This window comes from Glycomyces paridis (genome assembly GCF_004912155.1).
Taxonomy (GTDB): Bacteria; Actinomycetota; Actinomycetes; order Mycobacteriales; family Micromonosporaceae; genus Glycomyces; species Glycomyces paridis.
This window is the reverse complement of the sequence record NZ_STGX01000004.1, coordinates 380,022-397,831: the sequence shown is the minus strand read 5'-3', so window position 1 is coordinate 397,831 and position 17,810 is coordinate 380,022. Positions and strand designations below refer to the sequence as shown.

General features: G+C 72.9%; 12 protein-coding genes. 8 read left to right on the top strand and 4 right to left on the bottom strand.

Features of this window, described 5'->3' with window-relative positions:
* Nucleotides 1-166 precede the first annotated feature (166 nt).
* From E9998_RS26690 to E9998_RS07970, 5 genes are all read left to right on the top strand, one after another.
* The gene (locus tag E9998_RS26690; protein WP_136529166.1) at nucleotides 167-2,269 is read left to right on the top strand and encodes a hypothetical protein; all 2,103 of its coding nucleotides are present in this window, start codon (nucleotides 167-169) and stop codon (nucleotides 2,267-2,269) included.
* Between the two features lie 34 nt (nucleotides 2,270-2,303).
* Nucleotides 2,304-2,879 (top strand): dCTP deaminase, encoded by a 576-nt coding sequence (gene dcd, locus E9998_RS07985; protein ID WP_136529165.1) that lies wholly within the window; start codon nucleotides 2,304-2,306, stop codon nucleotides 2,877-2,879.
* Nucleotides 2,880-2,978: 99 nt separating this feature from the next.
* Nucleotides 2,979-3,794 (top strand): mechanosensitive ion channel family protein, encoded by an 816-nt coding sequence (locus tag E9998_RS07980; protein ID WP_136529164.1) that lies wholly within the window; start codon nucleotides 2,979-2,981, stop codon nucleotides 3,792-3,794.
* Nucleotides 3,795-4,153: 359 nt separating this feature from the next.
* Nucleotides 4,154-4,744, top strand: coding sequence for a TetR/AcrR family transcriptional regulator (locus tag E9998_RS07975; RefSeq protein ID WP_136529163.1), 591 nt, complete (start codon nucleotides 4,154-4,156; stop codon nucleotides 4,742-4,744).
* A gap of 131 nt (nucleotides 4,745-4,875) precedes the next feature.
* The gene (locus E9998_RS07970) at nucleotides 4,876-5,787 is read left to right on the top strand and encodes a hydroxymethylglutaryl-CoA lyase (RefSeq protein WP_136529162.1); all 912 of its coding nucleotides are present in this window, start codon (nucleotides 4,876-4,878) and stop codon (nucleotides 5,785-5,787) included.
* Nucleotides 5,788-6,037: 250 nt separating this feature from the next.
* On the opposite strand, the gene E9998_RS07965 is transcribed toward E9998_RS07970, so the two are convergent.
* The gene (locus E9998_RS07965; RefSeq protein WP_136529161.1) at nucleotides 6,038-6,625 is read right to left on the bottom strand and encodes a hypothetical protein; all 588 of its coding nucleotides are present in this window, start codon (nucleotides 6,623-6,625) and stop codon (nucleotides 6,038-6,040) included.
* Nucleotides 6,626-6,825: 200 nt separating this feature from the next.
* On the opposite strand from E9998_RS07965, the gene E9998_RS07960 reads away from it, so the two are divergent.
* On the top strand, nucleotides 6,826-9,636 hold the full coding sequence (locus tag E9998_RS07960; RefSeq protein ID WP_158299732.1) for a helix-turn-helix transcriptional regulator: 2,811 nt from the start codon (nucleotides 6,826-6,828) through the stop codon (nucleotides 9,634-9,636).
* Between the two features lie 20 nt (nucleotides 9,637-9,656).
* On the opposite strand, the gene E9998_RS07955 is transcribed toward E9998_RS07960, so the two are convergent.
* Entirely contained in the window at nucleotides 9,657-11,027 is a 1,371-nt protein-coding gene (locus E9998_RS07955; RefSeq protein WP_136529159.1) for an MFS transporter, read from the bottom strand.
* Between the two features lie 176 nt (nucleotides 11,028-11,203).
* Here E9998_RS07955 and E9998_RS07950 point away from each other — a divergent pair, with 176 nt between their 5' ends.
* Complete coding sequence (locus tag E9998_RS07950) at nucleotides 11,204-11,806, top strand: NADPH-dependent FMN reductase (RefSeq protein ID WP_136529158.1); 603 nt, start codon at nucleotides 11,204-11,206, stop codon at nucleotides 11,804-11,806.
* Between the two features lie 288 nt (nucleotides 11,807-12,094).
* Nucleotides 12,095-14,821 (top strand): helix-turn-helix transcriptional regulator, encoded by a 2,727-nt coding sequence (locus E9998_RS07945; protein ID WP_158299731.1) that lies wholly within the window; start codon nucleotides 12,095-12,097, stop codon nucleotides 14,819-14,821.
* A 673-nt stretch (nucleotides 14,822-15,494) separates the two neighbouring features.
* Here the strand turns inward: E9998_RS07945 and E9998_RS07940 are convergent.
* Both E9998_RS07940 and radA read right to left on the bottom strand, forming a co-directional pair.
* Nucleotides 15,495-15,995 carry a GNAT family N-acetyltransferase gene (locus tag E9998_RS07940; RefSeq protein ID WP_204745315.1) on the bottom strand — a complete coding sequence of 167 codons (501 nt, stop codon included), beginning with the start codon at nucleotides 15,993-15,995 and terminating at the stop codon, nucleotides 15,495-15,497.
* 106 nt (nucleotides 15,996-16,101) lie between these two features.
* Nucleotides 16,102-17,505, bottom strand: coding sequence for a DNA repair protein RadA (radA, locus tag E9998_RS07935; protein WP_136529155.1), 1,404 nt, complete (start codon nucleotides 17,503-17,505; stop codon nucleotides 16,102-16,104).
* Nucleotides 17,506-17,810: the final 305 nt, after the last annotated feature.

Sequence of the window (17,810 nt, the reverse complement as noted above, 5' to 3'; positions counted from 1 at the left end):
GCAGCTCCTTCAGCGTCCCGGCGGCGAGTCGTTCCTCATTGAATACCGGGACCAGCACCGACAACAGCATTGCTGCTCCATCCCCGCGCGTCCGAACACGATTCCACAACCATAACGCGCAGCCGCCAGAGCGCCACCCGCCGGGACGGTCGTGTTGAATGGAGCGGTGCTGCTCGTCCCGTGGCTCCTCGTCCTCATTCCCGCGCTCGCCTACGCCCTGCGCCCCCGCGACGGCGCGGTGCTCGCGCCCGCCCGCCTCGCCGTCGTCCGCGCCGCGCTCCTCCTGGGCGCCTTCGCGGTCGCCGTCGTCGAAGCCGCCTCGGCGTTTACCGCCCTCACCGCCACCACAGTCCTCATTGCCTGGATTGTCGCCTCTGTTGCGACTTGCGCCGCAGTGCTCGTCCGCTGCGTCCGCGACGTCGCCCCCACCGGCCGCGCCCAGTCCCTCGACGCCCTCCGCGACGAACTGCGCAGCCGCCGCGGCGCCACCCGCCGCACCTGGCGGCGCACCAGGTCCGCCGCCGCCGCGGCCCCCGCCTGGCAGTGGGCGCTCGCCTGCGTCGTCGTCATCCTCGCCGTCAGCGCCGCCGTCCTCGCGATCGCCTCCTCGCCCAACAACTTCGACTCCCAGACCTACCACCTGCCGCGCATCGAGCACTGGGTCCAGCAGGCCTCCGTCGCCGTCTACCCCACCGACATCCACCGCCAGGTCGACCTCGGCCCCGGCTCGGAGTACCTCCTCACCCACGCCCGCCTCCTCACCGGCGGCGACGGCGCCTACAACCTCGTCCAGCTCCTCGCCGGCATCGGCGCCGCCCTCGCCGCCTCCCGCATCGCCGCCCAGCTCGGCGGCGGCCCCATGGCCCAGTTCGCCACCGTCTTCGTCCTCGCCACCACCCCCGAAGTCCTCCTCCAGGCCTCCAGCACCCAAGTCGACCTCGTCGCCGCCGCCTGGGTCGCCTGCCTCGCCACCGTCGTCCTCGACGAATTCACCCGACCGGCCGACGCCACCGGTCCCCGCGCCGTCCTCCACGCCCCCGCCCCGCACACCGACGCCCTCTACCTCGGCCTCGCCCTCGGCCTCATCGCCGTCACCAAGACCACCGGCCTCCTCGCCGCCGCCCCGCTCCTGCTCATCTGGGGCATCGGACGACTCGTCCGCGACGGCGGCCGCAGCCCCCGCGCCTGCACGCGCGCCGACGCCTCCCGGGCCCTCCAAGCCCGCGCCGCCACCGTCGCCGCCTCCCTCGCCGTCCTCGCCGTCGCCCTGATCCTCGTGGGCCCCTTCCTCCTCCGCATGCACGACACCTTCGGCAACCCGCTCGGCCCGCCGATGCTGCGCGAATCCATCGGCGTCCAGACCGCAGACCCTCGCCTCCTCCTCGTCAACGCCCTCCGCATCGCCCAGACCGGCCTCGACACCCCCATCGCGCCGCTCTCCGACGCCGCGGCCGCCGGCATCGGCGCCCTTGCGGACCTCCTCGGCGTCGACCTCAACGACCCCCGCACCACCTTCGGCGCCACCGAATTCCCCGTCGACGCCTGGTACCCCGACGAAGACCGCGCCGCCTCCCCCCTCATCGGCCTCGCCGCCCTCGCCGGACTCGCCTGGTTCGACGTCAAAGGCCCCCGCCTGCGCCGCGCTTACGCCGCCGCGCTCGCCGTCGCCTTCATCGGCGTCGCCTGCACCGTCTCCTGGCAGCCGTGGATCAACCGCCTCACCCTCTTCCTCGTCGTCCTCGGCGCCCCCGCCGCGGGCCTCCTCGCCGCCGCCCTCGTCAAAGGCGTCGCCGCCACCGCCGCCGACCGGCGCCGCCGCCGCGCCGCCTGCGCCCTCATCGCCGCCTTCACCGTCCTCGCCTCCCTCGCGGGCCTCCTCACCGTCGCCTACGGCTACCCGCGGCGCCTCACCGGCGCCTTCTCCGTCTTCAGCCTCACCGACCACGAAGAGCGCTTCGTGCGCCGCCTCGAATGGCTCCCCCAGTACGAGGAGGCCGCCGCCGCGGTCGCCGCCACCGACCCCGACACCGTCGGCATCGTCCAAGGCAACGACTCCTGGGAGCAGCCCTGGTGGATCCTCCTGCCCGAAGGCACCGAACTCGTCGCCCTCCAATCGGTCGTGCCCGGCCAGGAACCGGCCGACCCCGCCGACGTCGACGCCATCGTCTGCGCCGAGGACCTCGACGAGTGCCGCACCCTCGCACCCGAGGGCTGGGACTTCCACGACCTCGGCACCGTGGCCTACGCGGTGCCGCCCGGGACCCGCTGAGCTGCCGAAACTCGCGGGCCTCTAACCTTGGGCAATGCTGCTGAGCGACCGCGACATCGTCGAAGCCGTCAAGAACGACCGACTCGGGATCGAGCCGTTCGAGCACGAGCTCGTACAGCCGTCCAGCATCGACGTCCGGCTCGACCGCCGCTTCCGGGTCTTCAACAACCAGAAGTACACCCACATCGACCCCTCCAAGCAGCAGGACGAACTCACCGTCCCCGTCGAGGTCCGCGACGACGAGCCCTTCGTCCTCCACCCCGGCGAATTCGTCCTCGCCTCGACCCTCGAGGTCATCAGCCTCCCCGACGACCTCGCCGCCCGCCTCGAAGGCAAGTCCAGCCTCGGACGCCTCGGCCTGCTCACCCACTCCACCGCCGGCTTCATTGACCCCGGCTTCTCCGGGCACGTCACCCTTGAACTCTCCAACGTCGCCAACCTCCCCATCACCCTGTGGCCGGGCATGAAGATCGGGCAGCTGTGCCTGTTCAAGCTCTCCAGCCCCGCCGAGCACCCCTACGGCGCCGGCGCGAACCTCTCCCGCTACCAGGACCAACGCGGCCCCACCCCGTCCAAGTCCTGGATGCACTGGCGCACCTGGCCGACGTAGGCCCGCGGCCGCCCTCGAACGGCGGCTACTTGCCTCCATATCAGGTGCTTCTCCCGCGAAACGCCTGAATAGCGGTGTTATCCGGCTTACCCTTCGAACATGGACATCTCGCAGAGCTTCCAGAACATGATGGACAACATCGCCGAGTTCCTGCCGCGAGCGCTGGCGTTCCTGGCGATTCTGCTCATCGGCTGGTTCGTCGCCAAATGGATCGGCAAGCTTGTCGGCAAGCTGCTGAACAAGGTCGGCCTCGACAGGGTCGGCGACAAGTCGGGCCTGCGCCGATACACGGGCAAGTTCGAGCTGAGCGACCTGCTCGGCAAGCTCGTCTACTTCGCGCTGGTGCTGTTCACGCTGCAACTGGCGTTCGGCGCGTTCGGCACCAACCCGGTGTCGACCCTGCTGAACCAGCTCGTGGCCTGGCTGCCGCTGCTGTTCGTCGCACTCGTCATCGTCGTGGTCGCCTTCGCGATCGCGAACGCCGTGTTCACCCTCGTCTCCGGCACGCTCGAGGAGACGAGCTACGGCAAGATCGTGGCCCGCATCTGCCAGGTCGCGATCATCTTCTTCGGCGCGGTCGCCGCGCTCGGGCAGGTCGGCATCGCCACCACCGTGACCAACCCGATCATGTGGACGGTCCTGTCGATCATCGCCGGCGTCGCCATCGTCGGCGTCGGCGGCGGCCTCATCGCCCCGATGCGCGAGCGCTGGGAGCGGATGCTCACCAGCGCCGAGAGCGAGGCGGGCAAGATGAAGGACGCGAACGCGGGGGCGGACGCCACCGCCTCCATGTCGCAGACCTACAGTTCGGAACGGTACGGGGCGGCGGCGGACACGCAGGCGCCCGCGGCCGGCGCCATGGGCGAGGCGGCGGACGCCGAAGCCGAGCGCCGGACGCACCCGACCGAGCACTGACGACCGCCACGGGAGGCGATGTGTCTGGCCTCCCGTGGCGTCGAGAACCGCGCCGCCCGGCCCGCCACGTGTCACGGCGGGCCGAGCGGCACGAACGTCGGCCGCACCTCGGAGACGGGGTGCGGCCGCGTCGCGTCCGGGGGGAAGTGCCTGGTGCGACAAGGCCCGCCGGCGACGGCCTCGGGCCGGTGCCCGGGGCGATCGGGGGCGGCCCGACCGGGCCCGGCCGTGGCCCAGGGCGCGCGGTGCGGGCGGAACGCTGTGGCGCGGCAGGGGTTTCGGGGGTGATGGACCCGGCGAAAGTGGGCTTTTGCTCCCTGCTCGACGGCTTACGTACGAGTAACCTCTAGGTCGTGGAGATGCATGCAGCCGATAGCCGCGGCGGGTCCAAGCGCTGGCGCGAGATCCTCGACGTCGCGGTCAAACTGCTCGCGAAGCACGGCTACCACGGCGTCTCGATGGACGACATCGGCGCGGCCGCCTCGATCACCGGCCCGGCCCTCTACCACCACTTCAAGGGCGGCAAGGAACAGATGCTCGCCGACGCCCTCATCCCGGTCTCGGAACGGCTGCTCTCGGGCGGGCGGCACTGGGCGTCGCTGCATTCGGACGAGCCGCAGGCGGCCCTGGAGGCGCTGGTCGACTTCCATCTGGAGGTCGTCATCGACTCTCCGGAGATCGTGATCCTGCACCTGCACGAGCTCGACCGGCTGCCCGAGGAGCCGCGCCGCGAGGTGCGCAAGCTCCAGCGCGTCTACGTCGAGGAGTGGGTGGGTGTCCTGTGCCGCCTCCGGCCGGGCCTCAAGCCCGAGCAGGCGCGCGTGCTCGCGCACGGCGCCTTCGGCCTCATGAACTCGACGCCGTACCTCTCGCTCGGCCAGGAAGTCAGCGCCGACGAGACCGCGGCCCTCCTGCGAGCCGCAGCCCTGCGAGCCCTCGACCCCGGCTAAAAGCCCCACGCCCCGCCGAGGGCATGATGCCCCGGAGTCCTCGTTTGTCCCGCATGGCGGGATCGCGGGTTAGCATGGGCTCGTAGGCGGCCCGGGCCGGTTCCGGGTGAGGCGGCGTTCAGGAGGCGACCATGCACCAGCCCGACCGGGTCATGCTCCGCGAGGTCGCACCGCGCGACGGGTTGCAGAACGAGCCGCCCGTGCCGACCGGCGACAAGATCCGGCTCATCGACGCCCTCTCGCGCACCGGCCTCTCCCGCATCGAGGCCGTCAGCTTCGTCAGCCCGAAGGCCGTCCCGCAGATGGCCGACGCCGCCGAGGTGTGGGCGGCCGTCGAGAAGCACTCCGGGATCAGCTACAGCGCCCTCGCCCCCAACCGCAAAGGCGTCGAACGGGCCCTCGACGCGGGCTTCACCGCAGTCGAGGTGGTCGTCTCCGCCTCGGAGACCCACAACCGGGCGAACATCGGCCGCAGCGTCGCCGAGTCGCTGGCCGAACTGCCCGACATCTGCGCGCTCGCGCGCGAACGCCTCGCCTCGGTCGAGGTCATCATCGCCACCAGCTTCGGCTGCCCCTTCGAAGGCGACATCGCGCCCGCGCAGGTCGCCCGGATCGTGGCCGCCGCCGAGGCGGCCGGGGCAGGCCGGGTCGCGTTCGGCGACACCACCGGCATGGGCACGCCGCGTCGCGTCACCGACCTGCTCGACGCCGTGCAGGCCGGGACCGACCTGCCGATGCTCATGCACTTCCACGACACTCGCGGTACCGCGTTGGCGAACCTCCTCACTGCGCTCGATCGGGGCGTCGTGGAGTTCGACGCCAGCGTGGGCGGGATCGGCGGGTGCCCCTTCGCTCCGGGCGCCTCCGGCAACGTCGCGACCGAGGAGGTCGTGCACATGCTCCACGACATGGGCGTGGAGACGGGTGTGGACCTCGACGCCCTCATCCGCACTGCCGGACTCGCCCAGGAGATCGTGGGCCGTCCGCTCGAGTCCGGTGTGCTGCGCGCCGGACCCAGGACCAGTCTCTCGCCGCGACCTTAAGGGGACCTGAAGCGGCCTGAAGACGCCTTCAGGAAGCGCCGGAACACCGGCCGCGTGAGGGCCGCGCCGAGCCGAAGACGAATGGAAGGCCCCGGGGTCTCGAACTTCCCCAGGGCCTTCTTCCGGACACCGCCACAGGACGGCCGGTGCCCGCGTGCCGGGTAAAACCTCCGAATACCCGGACGACTCATCGTGACATCCGAAGCTCAAGGACCACACGGATATCAGTCGAAACTCACGTCACAGTTCGCTAACGCTCACGCTCCGATAGGGCAAATGCGGCGAACCGCGACGCCGCCAGCGCTCCCAGCACCGCCACGAGCCCCAGCGCCCCCTGCCACCCGAACCAGGGCGCCCCCGCCAGCGCGACCGCACCGCCCGCCACGCCCACCAACAGCGCCGCCGCCGACAGCCCGACCGACGCCGACCCGTCGCCGACCTCCGCTTCGGCCAGGACCCTCCCGGCGACCGCGACCACCGCGCCCGCGGCGGCCCCGATAGCGCCCGCCGCGGCCACGGCGAACCAGAACACCGGCGCGATTGCGTATGCCGCCGACGCGAACGCCAACGCGCACAAGGCGACGGCACCCGAGCGACGGGCGCCGCCGAGATCGCCCGACCGCCTGGCGCCGTTCGCGACCGCGACCAGCGCGACCCCGCAGGCCGTCGCCGGCCACCATCGTGGACCCGGCCCGGTCGCCGCGGCGGCGTCGGCGGCCGTGAGCACCGTCAGCGACGCCGCGGCGAACGCCACGGCCTGCGCGAACGCCGCCCACAGGGCGGTCGTCCAGCGCCGGGCCGCCCGGCGGGTCGGGGTGCCTTCGATCGTCGCGGTCATGCCCCGACGCTAGGTGCCCGCGCCAGGTGCGGCCCCGGTCGTTCGACCGGGCCGGTCGACCGGTCGCCGAACCCGGTCGGCCCCGCCGTTCCACCAGGTCAGGGCGAACCAGGTCGACCCCAGTCGATTGACAGATGCGACCGGTCCGCGCCCGCGGATACGCTGGAGCGGTCCCCGGTCGTCCTGAGGATGGAGCCGCCGTGCCGCCACAGTCCAGCCCCGCAGCACCCGCCGCGCACGAGACCCGGGACGCCGCCGCCCCGGCCTACGTCGAGTCGCCGCCCTCGGGCCGCGCCGTCCTCTACGGCAGGGACGCCGAACTCGACTCGATCCAGGCCCTCCTCGACGGCGCCCGCGTGGGCCACGGCGGCGCGCTCGTCGTCCGCGGCGAGCCCGGCATCGGCAAGTCCGCGATCGTCGACGCCGTCATCCCGCGCGCCGACGGCTTCACCGTCCTGCGCACCCTCGGCGTCGAAGCCGAGCACACCTGGTCGTACGCCGGGCTCCAGATGCTCCTGCACCCCCTGCTCGACCGACTCGGCCGCCTCCCCGCCGCGCAGGCCGAGGCGCTGCGCACCGCGCTGGGCATGGGCGACGGCACCGGCCGCGCCCACTCCCTCCAGGTCGGCCTCGCCCTCCTCAACCTCCTGGTCGACGCCTCAGCGAAGCAGCCGGTGTACGTCGTCATCGACGACGCCCACTGGCTCGACCGCGACTCCACGAACGCGCTCCTGTTCGCCGCCAGGCGCCTGTCGACCGAGTCGATCACGATGGTCCTGGTCGTCCGCGACGGCTTCGCCCCCGACTTCCCCGCCCCCGGCATCCCCGAACTCACGCTCGGCCCGCTCGACCTCGCAGCGTCCCAAGCGATCCTGGACATGCGCGCCGACGGCATCCCGTTCACCAGCCGCGACTGGATCCTGCGCATGGCCGAAGGGAACCCGCTCGCGCTCCTGGAGCTCCCGGCCGCCGACAACGAGGAGTCGCCGCTGCGCGCCGACACCTCCAACAGCCGCTACTCCACGACCTCCCGCATCAAGCAGGCGTTCACCGAGCGCATCATCGCCCTCCCCGAGGGCACCCGCACCATCATCCTCCTCGCCGCCGCCGAGGAGACCGGTGAGACCGCCGTGATCGCCGAGGCCGCCGCACGGCTCGGCTCCAGCCTCGCCGACCTCGAACCGGCCGAAGTGGACGACCTCGTCCGCTACCACCGCGGCCGCATCGAGTTCGTGCACCCCTTGATCCGGTCCACCGCCTACCATTCGGCGCCGCGCGCCCGCCGCATCGAAGCGCACCGCGCCCTCTCCGAGGCCTTTGGCGACGACGACATCCGCGCCGCCCGCCACCTCGCCGCCGCCACCACCGGCCTCGACGAGAAGGCCGCCGCCGCACTCGAAGCCATCGCGTCCTATGAGGCCGAACGCGGCGGCTGCGTCGCCGAGACCGCCGCGCTCGAACGCGCCGCGAGCTTCACCCCCGACCACTACCAGCGCGCCCGCCGACTCGTCCAGGCCGCCCAGACCGCTTACGCCGCAGGCATGACCGGCAAGGCCGTCGAACTCGCCGAAGCCGCAGAGCGCCTCACCGACGACCACGTGCTCCTCGCCCGCACCGCCCTCATCCGCGCCACGATCCTCTCCTGGGCCGGCCACTCCAAGGGCTTCGACGTCTGGATGGAGTCGGCCGAGCACTACGCGGCCACCGGCCACGAGAACACCGGTTACCCGCTCCTGCGCGGCGTCTGGAACGCCTGGGAGACCGGCGATTTCGCGAAGGTCAAGTACGCCTCGGGCCTCGCCTCCAAGTACGGCGGCTCGAACAACGCCTGGGTGCGCCGCCTCGCCCGCGCCGCCGCCGGCCTCAACCGCCAGCCCGGCGACACCGCCGGCGAAGCGGTCGACGCCCTCCGCTCCCTCTACGACTACTACCAGCCGCTGCACGAGGATTTCCAGGCGTTCGACCAGGTCTTGGCGGCGCGCTGGCGGTTCCTGGCGGGGGACGTGCCGGCCGCCCACACGGCGGCGGCCGAGCAGGTGCGCGCCTGCCGCGAGCGCGGGGCGCTGAGCCCGCTCGTGCAGGCGCTGCTGGTGCAGGCGCAGACACAGTTCCATTATGGACGATACGCGGACGCCTGCGCGTCCGCTTCCAGCGCCATCGAACTCGCCCACGAGCAGAACGACCGCCGGGCGCTCATGCAGGGCCGCATCTGGGTCCTGCTCCCGATCGCCGCGATCCGCGGCGAGGAGCGGCGCTGCCGCGAACTCGTGGCCGCCGCGATCGAGGACGCCCCCGAGGACTCGGTGATCCCCGCCGACACCACGCTCGGCCTGCTGGAACTGGGCCTCGGACACTACGAGGCCGCGTTCGACCGGCTGCTGCGCATCGCCGAGGGCCTCACCCCGATGGAGGTGCTCACGCAGGTGCCGACCCTGGTCGAGGCCGCATTCCGGTCCGGGCGGCTCGGCGAGGTCAAGGAGGCCTTCGACTGGTTCGCCGACTGGGCCGACGCCACCGGCCGCTCCTACTGGGAGGCCCTGGTCGAACGCTGCCGTGCCCTCATGGCGACCGAGGCCGAGGCCGGAGCGCACTTCGCCCGCGCGGTCGAGCTGCACCGCGCCGACGACATCGACCCGTTCGAACGCGCCCGCACCGAACTCGTCTACGGCGAATGGCTGCGTCGGGTGCGGCGCATCAACGAGGCCCGCGCCCACCTGCGCGAGGCCACGGAGGTCTTCGAACGGCTCGGCGCCGTGCCGTGGACCCAACGGGCCCAAGGCGAACTGCGCGCCGCCGGCGACTCCACCGCCGTCGAGTCCAAGCCGGGCCTCGCCGACTCCCTTACCCCGCAGGAACTCCAGGTGGTCCGCCTCGCCGCCGACGGCCTCACCAACCGCCAGATCGGCGAGCAGCTCTTCGTCAGCCCCCGGACCGTCGGCTACCACCTCTACAACGCCTACCCGAAACTCGGCGTCTCCTCGCGGACCGAACTCGCCAAACTCGACCTCTGACTCCGGTGCCACCCGCGCCCTCATTCCGGGGTGGTGTTGCGCCAGGGGCGGGTCGTCGCCTGGACGGCCGCGCCCAGGACGAGGACGGCAGCGATGGTCCAGGCGGAGAGGCGGTAGCCGTCCACGGCCGTCGCCCCCAGGCCCCAGGCCAGCGCCGCGACCACCGGGCCCAGCGAGGTCCCGATCGTGCGGGTCGTCGCCATGAACGCCCCCGCCGTCCCCGACTGCTCGGCGGGCGCCGACGCCAACAGGTGCGTGTTCATGGGGGTGTTGAAGATCCCGAACGCCGAGCCCAGCAGGCCGATCCGCACTCCGAGGTCGACCAGGCCCGTCTCGGCGCCGACCGACAGCAGCGGCACCACGCCCGCCACCACCAGGAGGGCCCCGGCCGCCGACACGCGGCCCGGACCGAAGCGGTCGGCGAGCCAGCCCGCGAGCGGCGTCATCACCGCGACCCCGCCGATGAACGTCAGCATCACCGTCGACACCAGCTCAGGGCGCACCCCCTGCACGTCCGTCAGCAGGAACGGCAGGCTGAAGTTGAGCAGGCCCGTCACCGCCGACAGCAGCGTCAGGCTCACCAGGGCACCGCCCAGGCGCGGCGAGCGCAGCAGCGCCACCGTGGGCGCCGACGACGGCCGCCGCACCCACGCCGTCCCCAGCGCGCCGCTCACCGCGAAGGCCCCCACCGCGATCCACGGCGCCGAATCCACGTACTCGAACGCCAGCAGGAACGCGACGATCGCGCCGCCCGACGTCGCCGTGTCCCCCAACAGGACACGGTCGGGCCGGGGCAGGCCCGTCCCGTTGCCGGGCACCGCCGCCGCCACCGCGGCCACCGCCCCCGCTGCGAGGACCGCGAACACCCAGAACAGGCCGCGCCAGTCGAACGCGGCCACCACGAAACCGCCCGCGCCGACCATGCCCATGCCGCCCACCGTCATCAGCAGCGCGATCACCGACATGGCACGGCCGCGCCGCGACGGCGCCGCCGAGACCACGATGATCCGCCCGGTCATGCCGAACAGCAGCCCGCCCAGGAGGCCCGCGACCGCCCGCGCCGCCAGCAGCAGCGCGAACGTCGGCGCGAGCGCCGCCGCCACCGACCCGACCGCCAGGGCCGCCATCGCGAACACGGCCACCGCCCGCAGGTCGGCGCGGTCGGCGAGTCGCCCGGCCGCGATGGCGACCGCCCCGACCGGCAGCGCGTACGCGAGCAGCACCCAGGCCGTGGCGGCCTCGGACACCCCGAACTCGGTGCGTATGAGCGGCAGCGCGACCGCCAGGCTCGACATGCCGCCCGCCACCACGAGCTGCGCGAAACCGACGGCGAGGATCGCCGCCCACCGGGTCGTTGCGGCCTCCGGGGCCGCCGTCTCTGTAGTAGTCATGGCCGCAACGCTAAGGAGGAGGCGACCTGTCGCGCATCCGTCGCCCGACCGGGACGCCCGACCGGCGTGGCGGCCGTGACCGGTCCGGTCGCCGACCAGTCGACCGACGGATGTGCCGCCGGTCGAACCGTCCGTAGCTTCGGTCCCGACAGCGAACACCGAAGGAACGGAACCTCATGAGCGACAAGCTGAACCTGGGCGTCATCATCGGCACCACCCGCGAGGGCCGCTGGGGGCCGGTGCCCGCCAAGTGGATCGCCGACCTCGCCGCCGCGCACGGCGGCTTCGACGTGGACCTCATCGACCTGCTCGACGCCGCACTGCCCCAGCACCTCACCGAGCAGGACATGTGGTCGACCGAGGGCGACCCGAGCGAGCGCGTCTCCGCCCTGTCCGAACGCCTCCACCGCGCCGACGCGTTCATCGTCGTCACCGGCGAGTACAACATGTCCATCCCGGCGTCGCTCAAGCACGCCATCGACTACTACATGAACGAGTGGGCCGCCAAGCCCGTCGCGCTGGTCACCTACGGCGGCAAGGCCACCGGGGGGCAGAACGCCGCGCAGCACCTGCGGCAGATCTTCCCCGAGCTTCGCACCTTCACGATCCGCAACTCGATCGCGTTCCCGCGGTTCTACCAGCACTTCGACGAGAACGGCGCGTTCACGAAGTTCGGCGACGAGGAACCGGGCGCCAAGCGGCTCCTCGACGAGCTCGAATGGTGGGGCCGGGCCCTGACCGACGCCCGCCGCGCCGCGCCCCTGCCCTCGCCGTACTAGGGGGCGTTTGCAGACCCCTGACGGCCGCTGGCCGGTCCATCTGCCCGCTCGCTTCGTTGTCGGCGGTCTGGGTACAACACCGGTATCCAGACCGCCTTCCGCGGTCTCGGCGACGCTTGCGAGTCGCAACTGTGCAGAGCGAGCGAACACATGGCCTCGGCCATCGACTCGCCGGGGGTTTGCAAATGCCCCCTGGGCCCTCGGACCCTGGCCGCCGTCTTGGTCCGTTCGTCCTACGACCCGGTCCGGGGACCGGGCGAATCGGACGGGCGGCGGTACCGTTGGATCGTGCTGTACGGACGAGACACCGAGACCGCCGCCCTCGCCGACCGCGTCGCCGCCGCCGAGGCGGGGCGCGGCTCGTCGCTGGTCGTGCGCGGCGAGGCAGGCATCGGCAAGTCGAGCCTGGCGGCGGTCGCCGCCGAGGCCGCCCACGGGTTCACCGTGCTGCGCTGCACGGGAGTGGAGTCCGAGCACGCCTGGTCCTTCGCCGGGCTCGGCGCGCTCCTGCTCCCGCTCGCCGGGCACCTGGAGGGCATCCCCGAGCACCACGCGTGCGTCCTCTCGCGCCTCCTGGGCCTCGCCCCCGCCCCCGACAAGGCCGCCCCGCCCGGCGACTTCCGTTTCACCGTCGGCCTCGCGACCCTGAGCCTTCTCGCCGAAGCCGCCGCCACCCGGCCGGTCCTGGCGGTCGTGGACGACGCCCACTGGCTCGACCCCGACTCGGCCGCGGTGCTCCTGTTCGTCGCCAAACGCCTTGCGGCCGAACCGGTCGCGATGATCCTCACCGTCCGCGAAGGCTACGCGCCCGACTTCCCCACGCCCGGCCTCGACGAGATGCGCCTGGGCCCCTTGGACGCCGACGCCGCCGGAGCGCTGCTCTCCGGACGACTCAATGGACTGTCCCATGCGTCCCGCTCGCGCCTCCTCAACTCCGCCGAAGGCAACCCGCTCGCGCTCCTGGAGCTGCCCGCGATCGAACCGGAGACGCGCCTGGCCGCCGACTGGACCGGGACCCGCTCGACCACCAGCCGCCTCAAGCAGGTCTTCGGCGACCGCATCGACCGCCTCCCCGAAGCCGCCCGGACCCTCCTGCTGCTCATCGCCGCCGACGAGACCGCCGACCCCGGCCTGGTCCTGGACGCCGCGGCGAAACTCGGGGCGCAGCTCACCGACCTCGCCCCCGCCGAGGCCGACGACCTCGTCCGCTACCAGGGCGGCCGCTTCGCCTTCGGGCACCCGCTCATCCGCACCGCCGCCTACCAGGGCGCGCCGGTCTTCCGCCGCCTCGAAGCGCACCGCATCCTCGCCGACGTCCTCGAACCCGACGACCACCGCAGGCCCTTCCACCTCGCCGCCGCCGCCACCGGCCCCGACGAGGAGGTCGCCGCCGCCCTGGAGGCCTCCGCCGAATGCGCCTCCACCTGCGGCGGGCACAACGTCGAGTACGCCGTCTTCGAACGCGCCGCGAGCTTCACCCCCGAAGGGCCCGAACGCGGACGCCGCCTCCTGCGCGCCGCCGAAGCCGCCGCCTCGGCCGGCAACGGCCCCAAGGCATGGGCGCTGTGCGCCGAGATCGGACAGTCCACGAACGACCGTGCCGTGCACGCCCGCGCGACCCTCATCGCCGCGATGGTCGCCGGCTGGAGGAACGACGTCCGCGAGGCCTACCGCCTCTACATGGAGGCCGCCGACCACTACACGGCCGCCCAGCCCGAGGCCGCCGGCTACCCGCTCTTCCGAGCCGTCGAACTCGCTTGGCAGGCAGGGGACTTCTCGCGCGCCGAAGTGGCCGCCGAGCATGCCGAACGCCTCGACATCGAACACTCGCCTTGGGTGCGCGACCTCGCCAAGGCCACCGCCGGATTCCACCGCTCCTGCGCCGTCACCGTCACCGAAGCCGTCGCCGCCCTCCGCAGCCTCATCGACATCCACGTCGGCTTCGGCGCCGCGGTCACCCCCGAGAACCGCGCCATGGTCGCCTGGTGGCAGACCCTCATCGGCGACATCGACGCCGCCGAGGCCACCGCCTCCGAGAACGTGCGGGCCGCCCGCCGCACCGGCGCCGCCGGGGCGCTCCCGCGGTCACTCGTGCTCAACGGCATCACCGAATTCCATCGTGGACGTTGGCGCGACGCTGAGGCGATGGCCGCCGACGCCATGGACCTCTCCACCGAACTGGGCCAACCCATCGGCCTGGTCAAGGCCCGCGCCTACATCCTCGCCCCCATCGCCGCCCTCCGCGGACAGGAGGCCGACGTCCACGACCTCGTAGAGGCCGCGCGCGCCGCCTCCCCGCCCGAAACCGCCGTCACCATCGACACCGCCCTCGCGCTCCTTGACTTCTCCCTGGGCCGCAACGAGGAAGCACTTGACCGCCTGATGGGCCACCTCGAATCGAATGCGCCCGGCGACGCCCTCGCGTTCGTCCCCGTCGCCGTCGAAGCCGCCGCCCGCACTGGCGAACACGCGCGCATCGCCGACGCGTTCGCCTGGTACACCGAATGGGCCGAGGCCGGCGGCCAGGCCCACCTGGCCGCCCTCGTCGAACGCTCCCGAGGCCTCCTCGCCGACGAGGCCGACGCCGGCGCCCACTACCGGCGGGCCGCCGAACTCCACAAGGCCGCCGAAGGACACCCCTTCGAGACCGCCCGCACCGACCTCGTCTACGGCGAATGGCTCCGCCGCGCCCGCCGCGTCAACGAGGCCAAGACCCGGCTGCGCTCCGCCGCGGCCGTCTTCGAACGCCTCGGCGCCGAACCCTGGACCGAACGCGTACGCCGCGAACTCCGCGCCGCCGGCGACGCCGGACCGATCGAGGCCGCCCCCGACCTCGCCGACCGGCTCACCCCGCAAGAACTCCAGGTCGTCCGCCTCGCCGCCGCGGGCCTGAGCAACCGCGAAATCGGCGAACAGCTCTACCTCAGCCCCCGAACCGCCGGCTACCACCTCTACAAGGCCTACCCGAAACTCGGCGTCGCCTCCCGCACCGACCTCGCCAAACTCGGCCTCTGAGCGAGGAGGCAGGAAGAGGATCCGACGGGCGAAGCCGCCGGGCACCTCTCGGTGCGGCAGCGCCATTGATGTTGAACGGACGTCGAGCGTGATCGGTGGGCACCCTGTTCGACCTGAAGCGGCGCCGCGCCGCGGGCGAACGAGGCGGCACCCGCGCGGCGCGAACCGACCACGGCCCCTACCGATCGCGTGCGAGCGAGGGTAGCGGTGCCAAGCCGACGAATGAAGCACCACCCACATGGCCCGAACCGCCTATGTCCCTTCGGCCGCGACTGAACGCGGGTAGGGGTGCCACGCCACCGGCGAACGAATCGGCACCCGCGGACGCCAACCGCTCACGGCCCCTATCGGTCGCGCGCGAGCCCGGGTAGCGGCGCCATGCCGCCGGCGAATGAAGCGGCGCTCGCGCGAAGCGAACTGCCCACGGCCCTTCGATCACGCGCGAGCGCGGGTAGTGGCGCCACGCCACCAGCGGTACTCGCGCGAAGCGAACCGCTCATGGCCCTTCGGTCGCGCCTGAGTGCGGGTAGGGGGTGCTGCGCCCGGGCGAACAAGGCTGCACTCGTGCGACGTGAGCCGCCTACGGCCCTCTTGACCGTGCGTGAGCGCGGGCCAGACGCCGAACTCCCGAGGTCACTTGCCGGGCCGCCTCACTCGACCGCGCGTGCGCGGGTCAGACACCGGGCGCGTCGTAGCGGATCGTGCCCTCCTCTGATCCCGGACCGACCGGGGCGAAACCGGCTTTCTCAAGGACCCGGATCGAGGCGGGGTTCGTGGGCTCGACGTGTGCGAAGACCAGATCGACCTCCGGCGCGGTGTACGCGTGGGCCGTCAACGCCCGCACCGCCTCCGGTGCGTAGCCGAGGCCGCGCCGCGAGACGGCGACGCCGTACCCGAGTTCGACCTCTCCGCCGGACGGCGGCCAGAACAGTCCGAGCGCGCCGACGACCAGGCCGCTCCCGCGCTCGACCATGAGACGGTGCCCGAACGGCCCCAGCCATTCCGGCTTCGCCGCGATGAGCGGCGCGATCGCCTGCTCGCCCTCGGCGGGGAAGTCTTCGGCCCAGTCGCCCAGGCGCGAACCCTCGGTCACCGCGGCCGCCTCCGCGGCCGTCCACGCCCGCAGGACAAGGCGCTCGGTACGAAGATCGGCCACGTCAGGAGGAGTAGTCACAGCCGCCACCGTAAGCCCGCCCCGCCCGGCCGGGCAACCCCGGAGCGTCGGACTCGCCGGTTGAGGCGGACAGGCCCCGCCCGACCTGGCAACCCCCTCAGCGGGCCTACCCCCTCCGCGCCCAGGTGCGGGCCGCCGCCTGCTTCGCGTCGATGATCGTCTCGACCTCCACCACCTCGATCCCCCTGTGCCGCTCCGACACCGAACCCTTCGGCACGATCGCGGTCTTGAAACCCAACCGCGCCGCCTCACCGATCCGCCTGTCCGCGTTCACCGTCCGCCGCACCTGCCCCGTCAGGCTCACCTCCCCGATCGCCACCAGGTCCGCGCTCACCGCGATCTCCTGGTCAGCGCTCACCAGCGCCAACGCCAGCGCCAGGTCCGAAGCGGGCTCGCGGACCCTGATGCCGCCGATCGTCGTCGCGTACACCTCCCGGTCCAGCAGCCGCATCCCCCCGCGGCGGGTGAGCACCGCCAGGACCATGTTGAGACGCGCCTGGTCGAGCCCGGACACGGTGTGGCGGGGGATCGCCCCGTCCTTCACCGACTTGCCCAGCAGCGCCTGCACCTCCACCGGCACCGCCCGGCGGCCCTCCATCGTCACCGTCACGCAGGTGCCGGGGGTCGGCTCGGTGGGCGCGTCGTCGAGGAACAGGCCCGAGGGGTCGGCGAGGGAGACGATGCCGTCCTCGGTCATCTCGAAGCAGCCCACCTCGTCGGCGGGGCCGAAGCGGTTCTTCACCCCGCGCAGCAGCCGGAGCATGGAGTGGCGGTCGCCCTCGAAGTGGACGACGGTGTCGACGAGGTGCTCCAGGGCGCGCGGGCCCGCGATGCCGCCGTCCTTGGTGACGTGGCCGACGAGGATCACGGCCATGTTGCGCGACTTGGCCTCTCCGGTGATCGCGCTGGCGACGGCCTTGACCTGGGTGACGCCGCCGGGGACGCCGTCGGTGTCGGGGGCGATGACGGTCTGGACGGAGTCGAGGATGAGCAGTCCGGGCTTGACGTCCTCGACGTGGCCGAGCACGGCGCCCAGGTCGGTCTCGGCGGCGAGGTAGAGGTCCTCGGAGAGGCACCCGGTGCGGTCGGCGCGGCGGCGGACCTGCGCGGAGGACTCCTCGCCGGTGGCCACGAGGGCGCGGCCGTACCCGGCTTCGGCGAAGCGGTGCGCGACTTCGAGGAGCAGCGTGGACTTGCCGACGCCGGGCTCCCCGGAGATGAGGGTGACGCCGCCGGGCACGAGGCCGCCGCCCATGACGCGGTCGAACTCGCCGATGCCGGTGGGGAGGCTGGCGGCCTGGGCGGCGGAGACGGCACTGATGCGCTGCGCCGGTTTGACGGGGCGGCGGGCGCCGGTGGCGGCGACCTTCGGCCCGAGGGTCTGGCGGGGCGGGGCCGCGGTCTCCTCCATCGAGCCCCATTCGCCGCAGTCAGGGCATTGACCGACCCATTTGGGGACCCGGACGCCGCATGCGCCGCAGGCGTAGGCGGTTCGCTGGCTCTTCGACATGGCGCCAGCCTACGGGCCGGCCCCGACATTCCGGCCCGCCCGCGCCCGCGGCGACGCCAGACCTGCGCGCCTCGGCGGGCGAAGGCGCCGAGTCCCGCACGCACGGTGACAGCATGCGGGGGCCGGAAGTACCGCCCGAGGTGGTCGTCTCGCCCGCGCCCGCACGGCGACAGCAGGCTGATCTCGTAGGGCGGCGCCGACCACGGCGACGGCCCGTCCAGGCCTCTCGATCGCCAGATCGGCTTCCCTCCTTGACGGTGGCGGAAGGGAGCGTGGAGCGAGGGCCGTTCCGGCCGCGCCCGCCC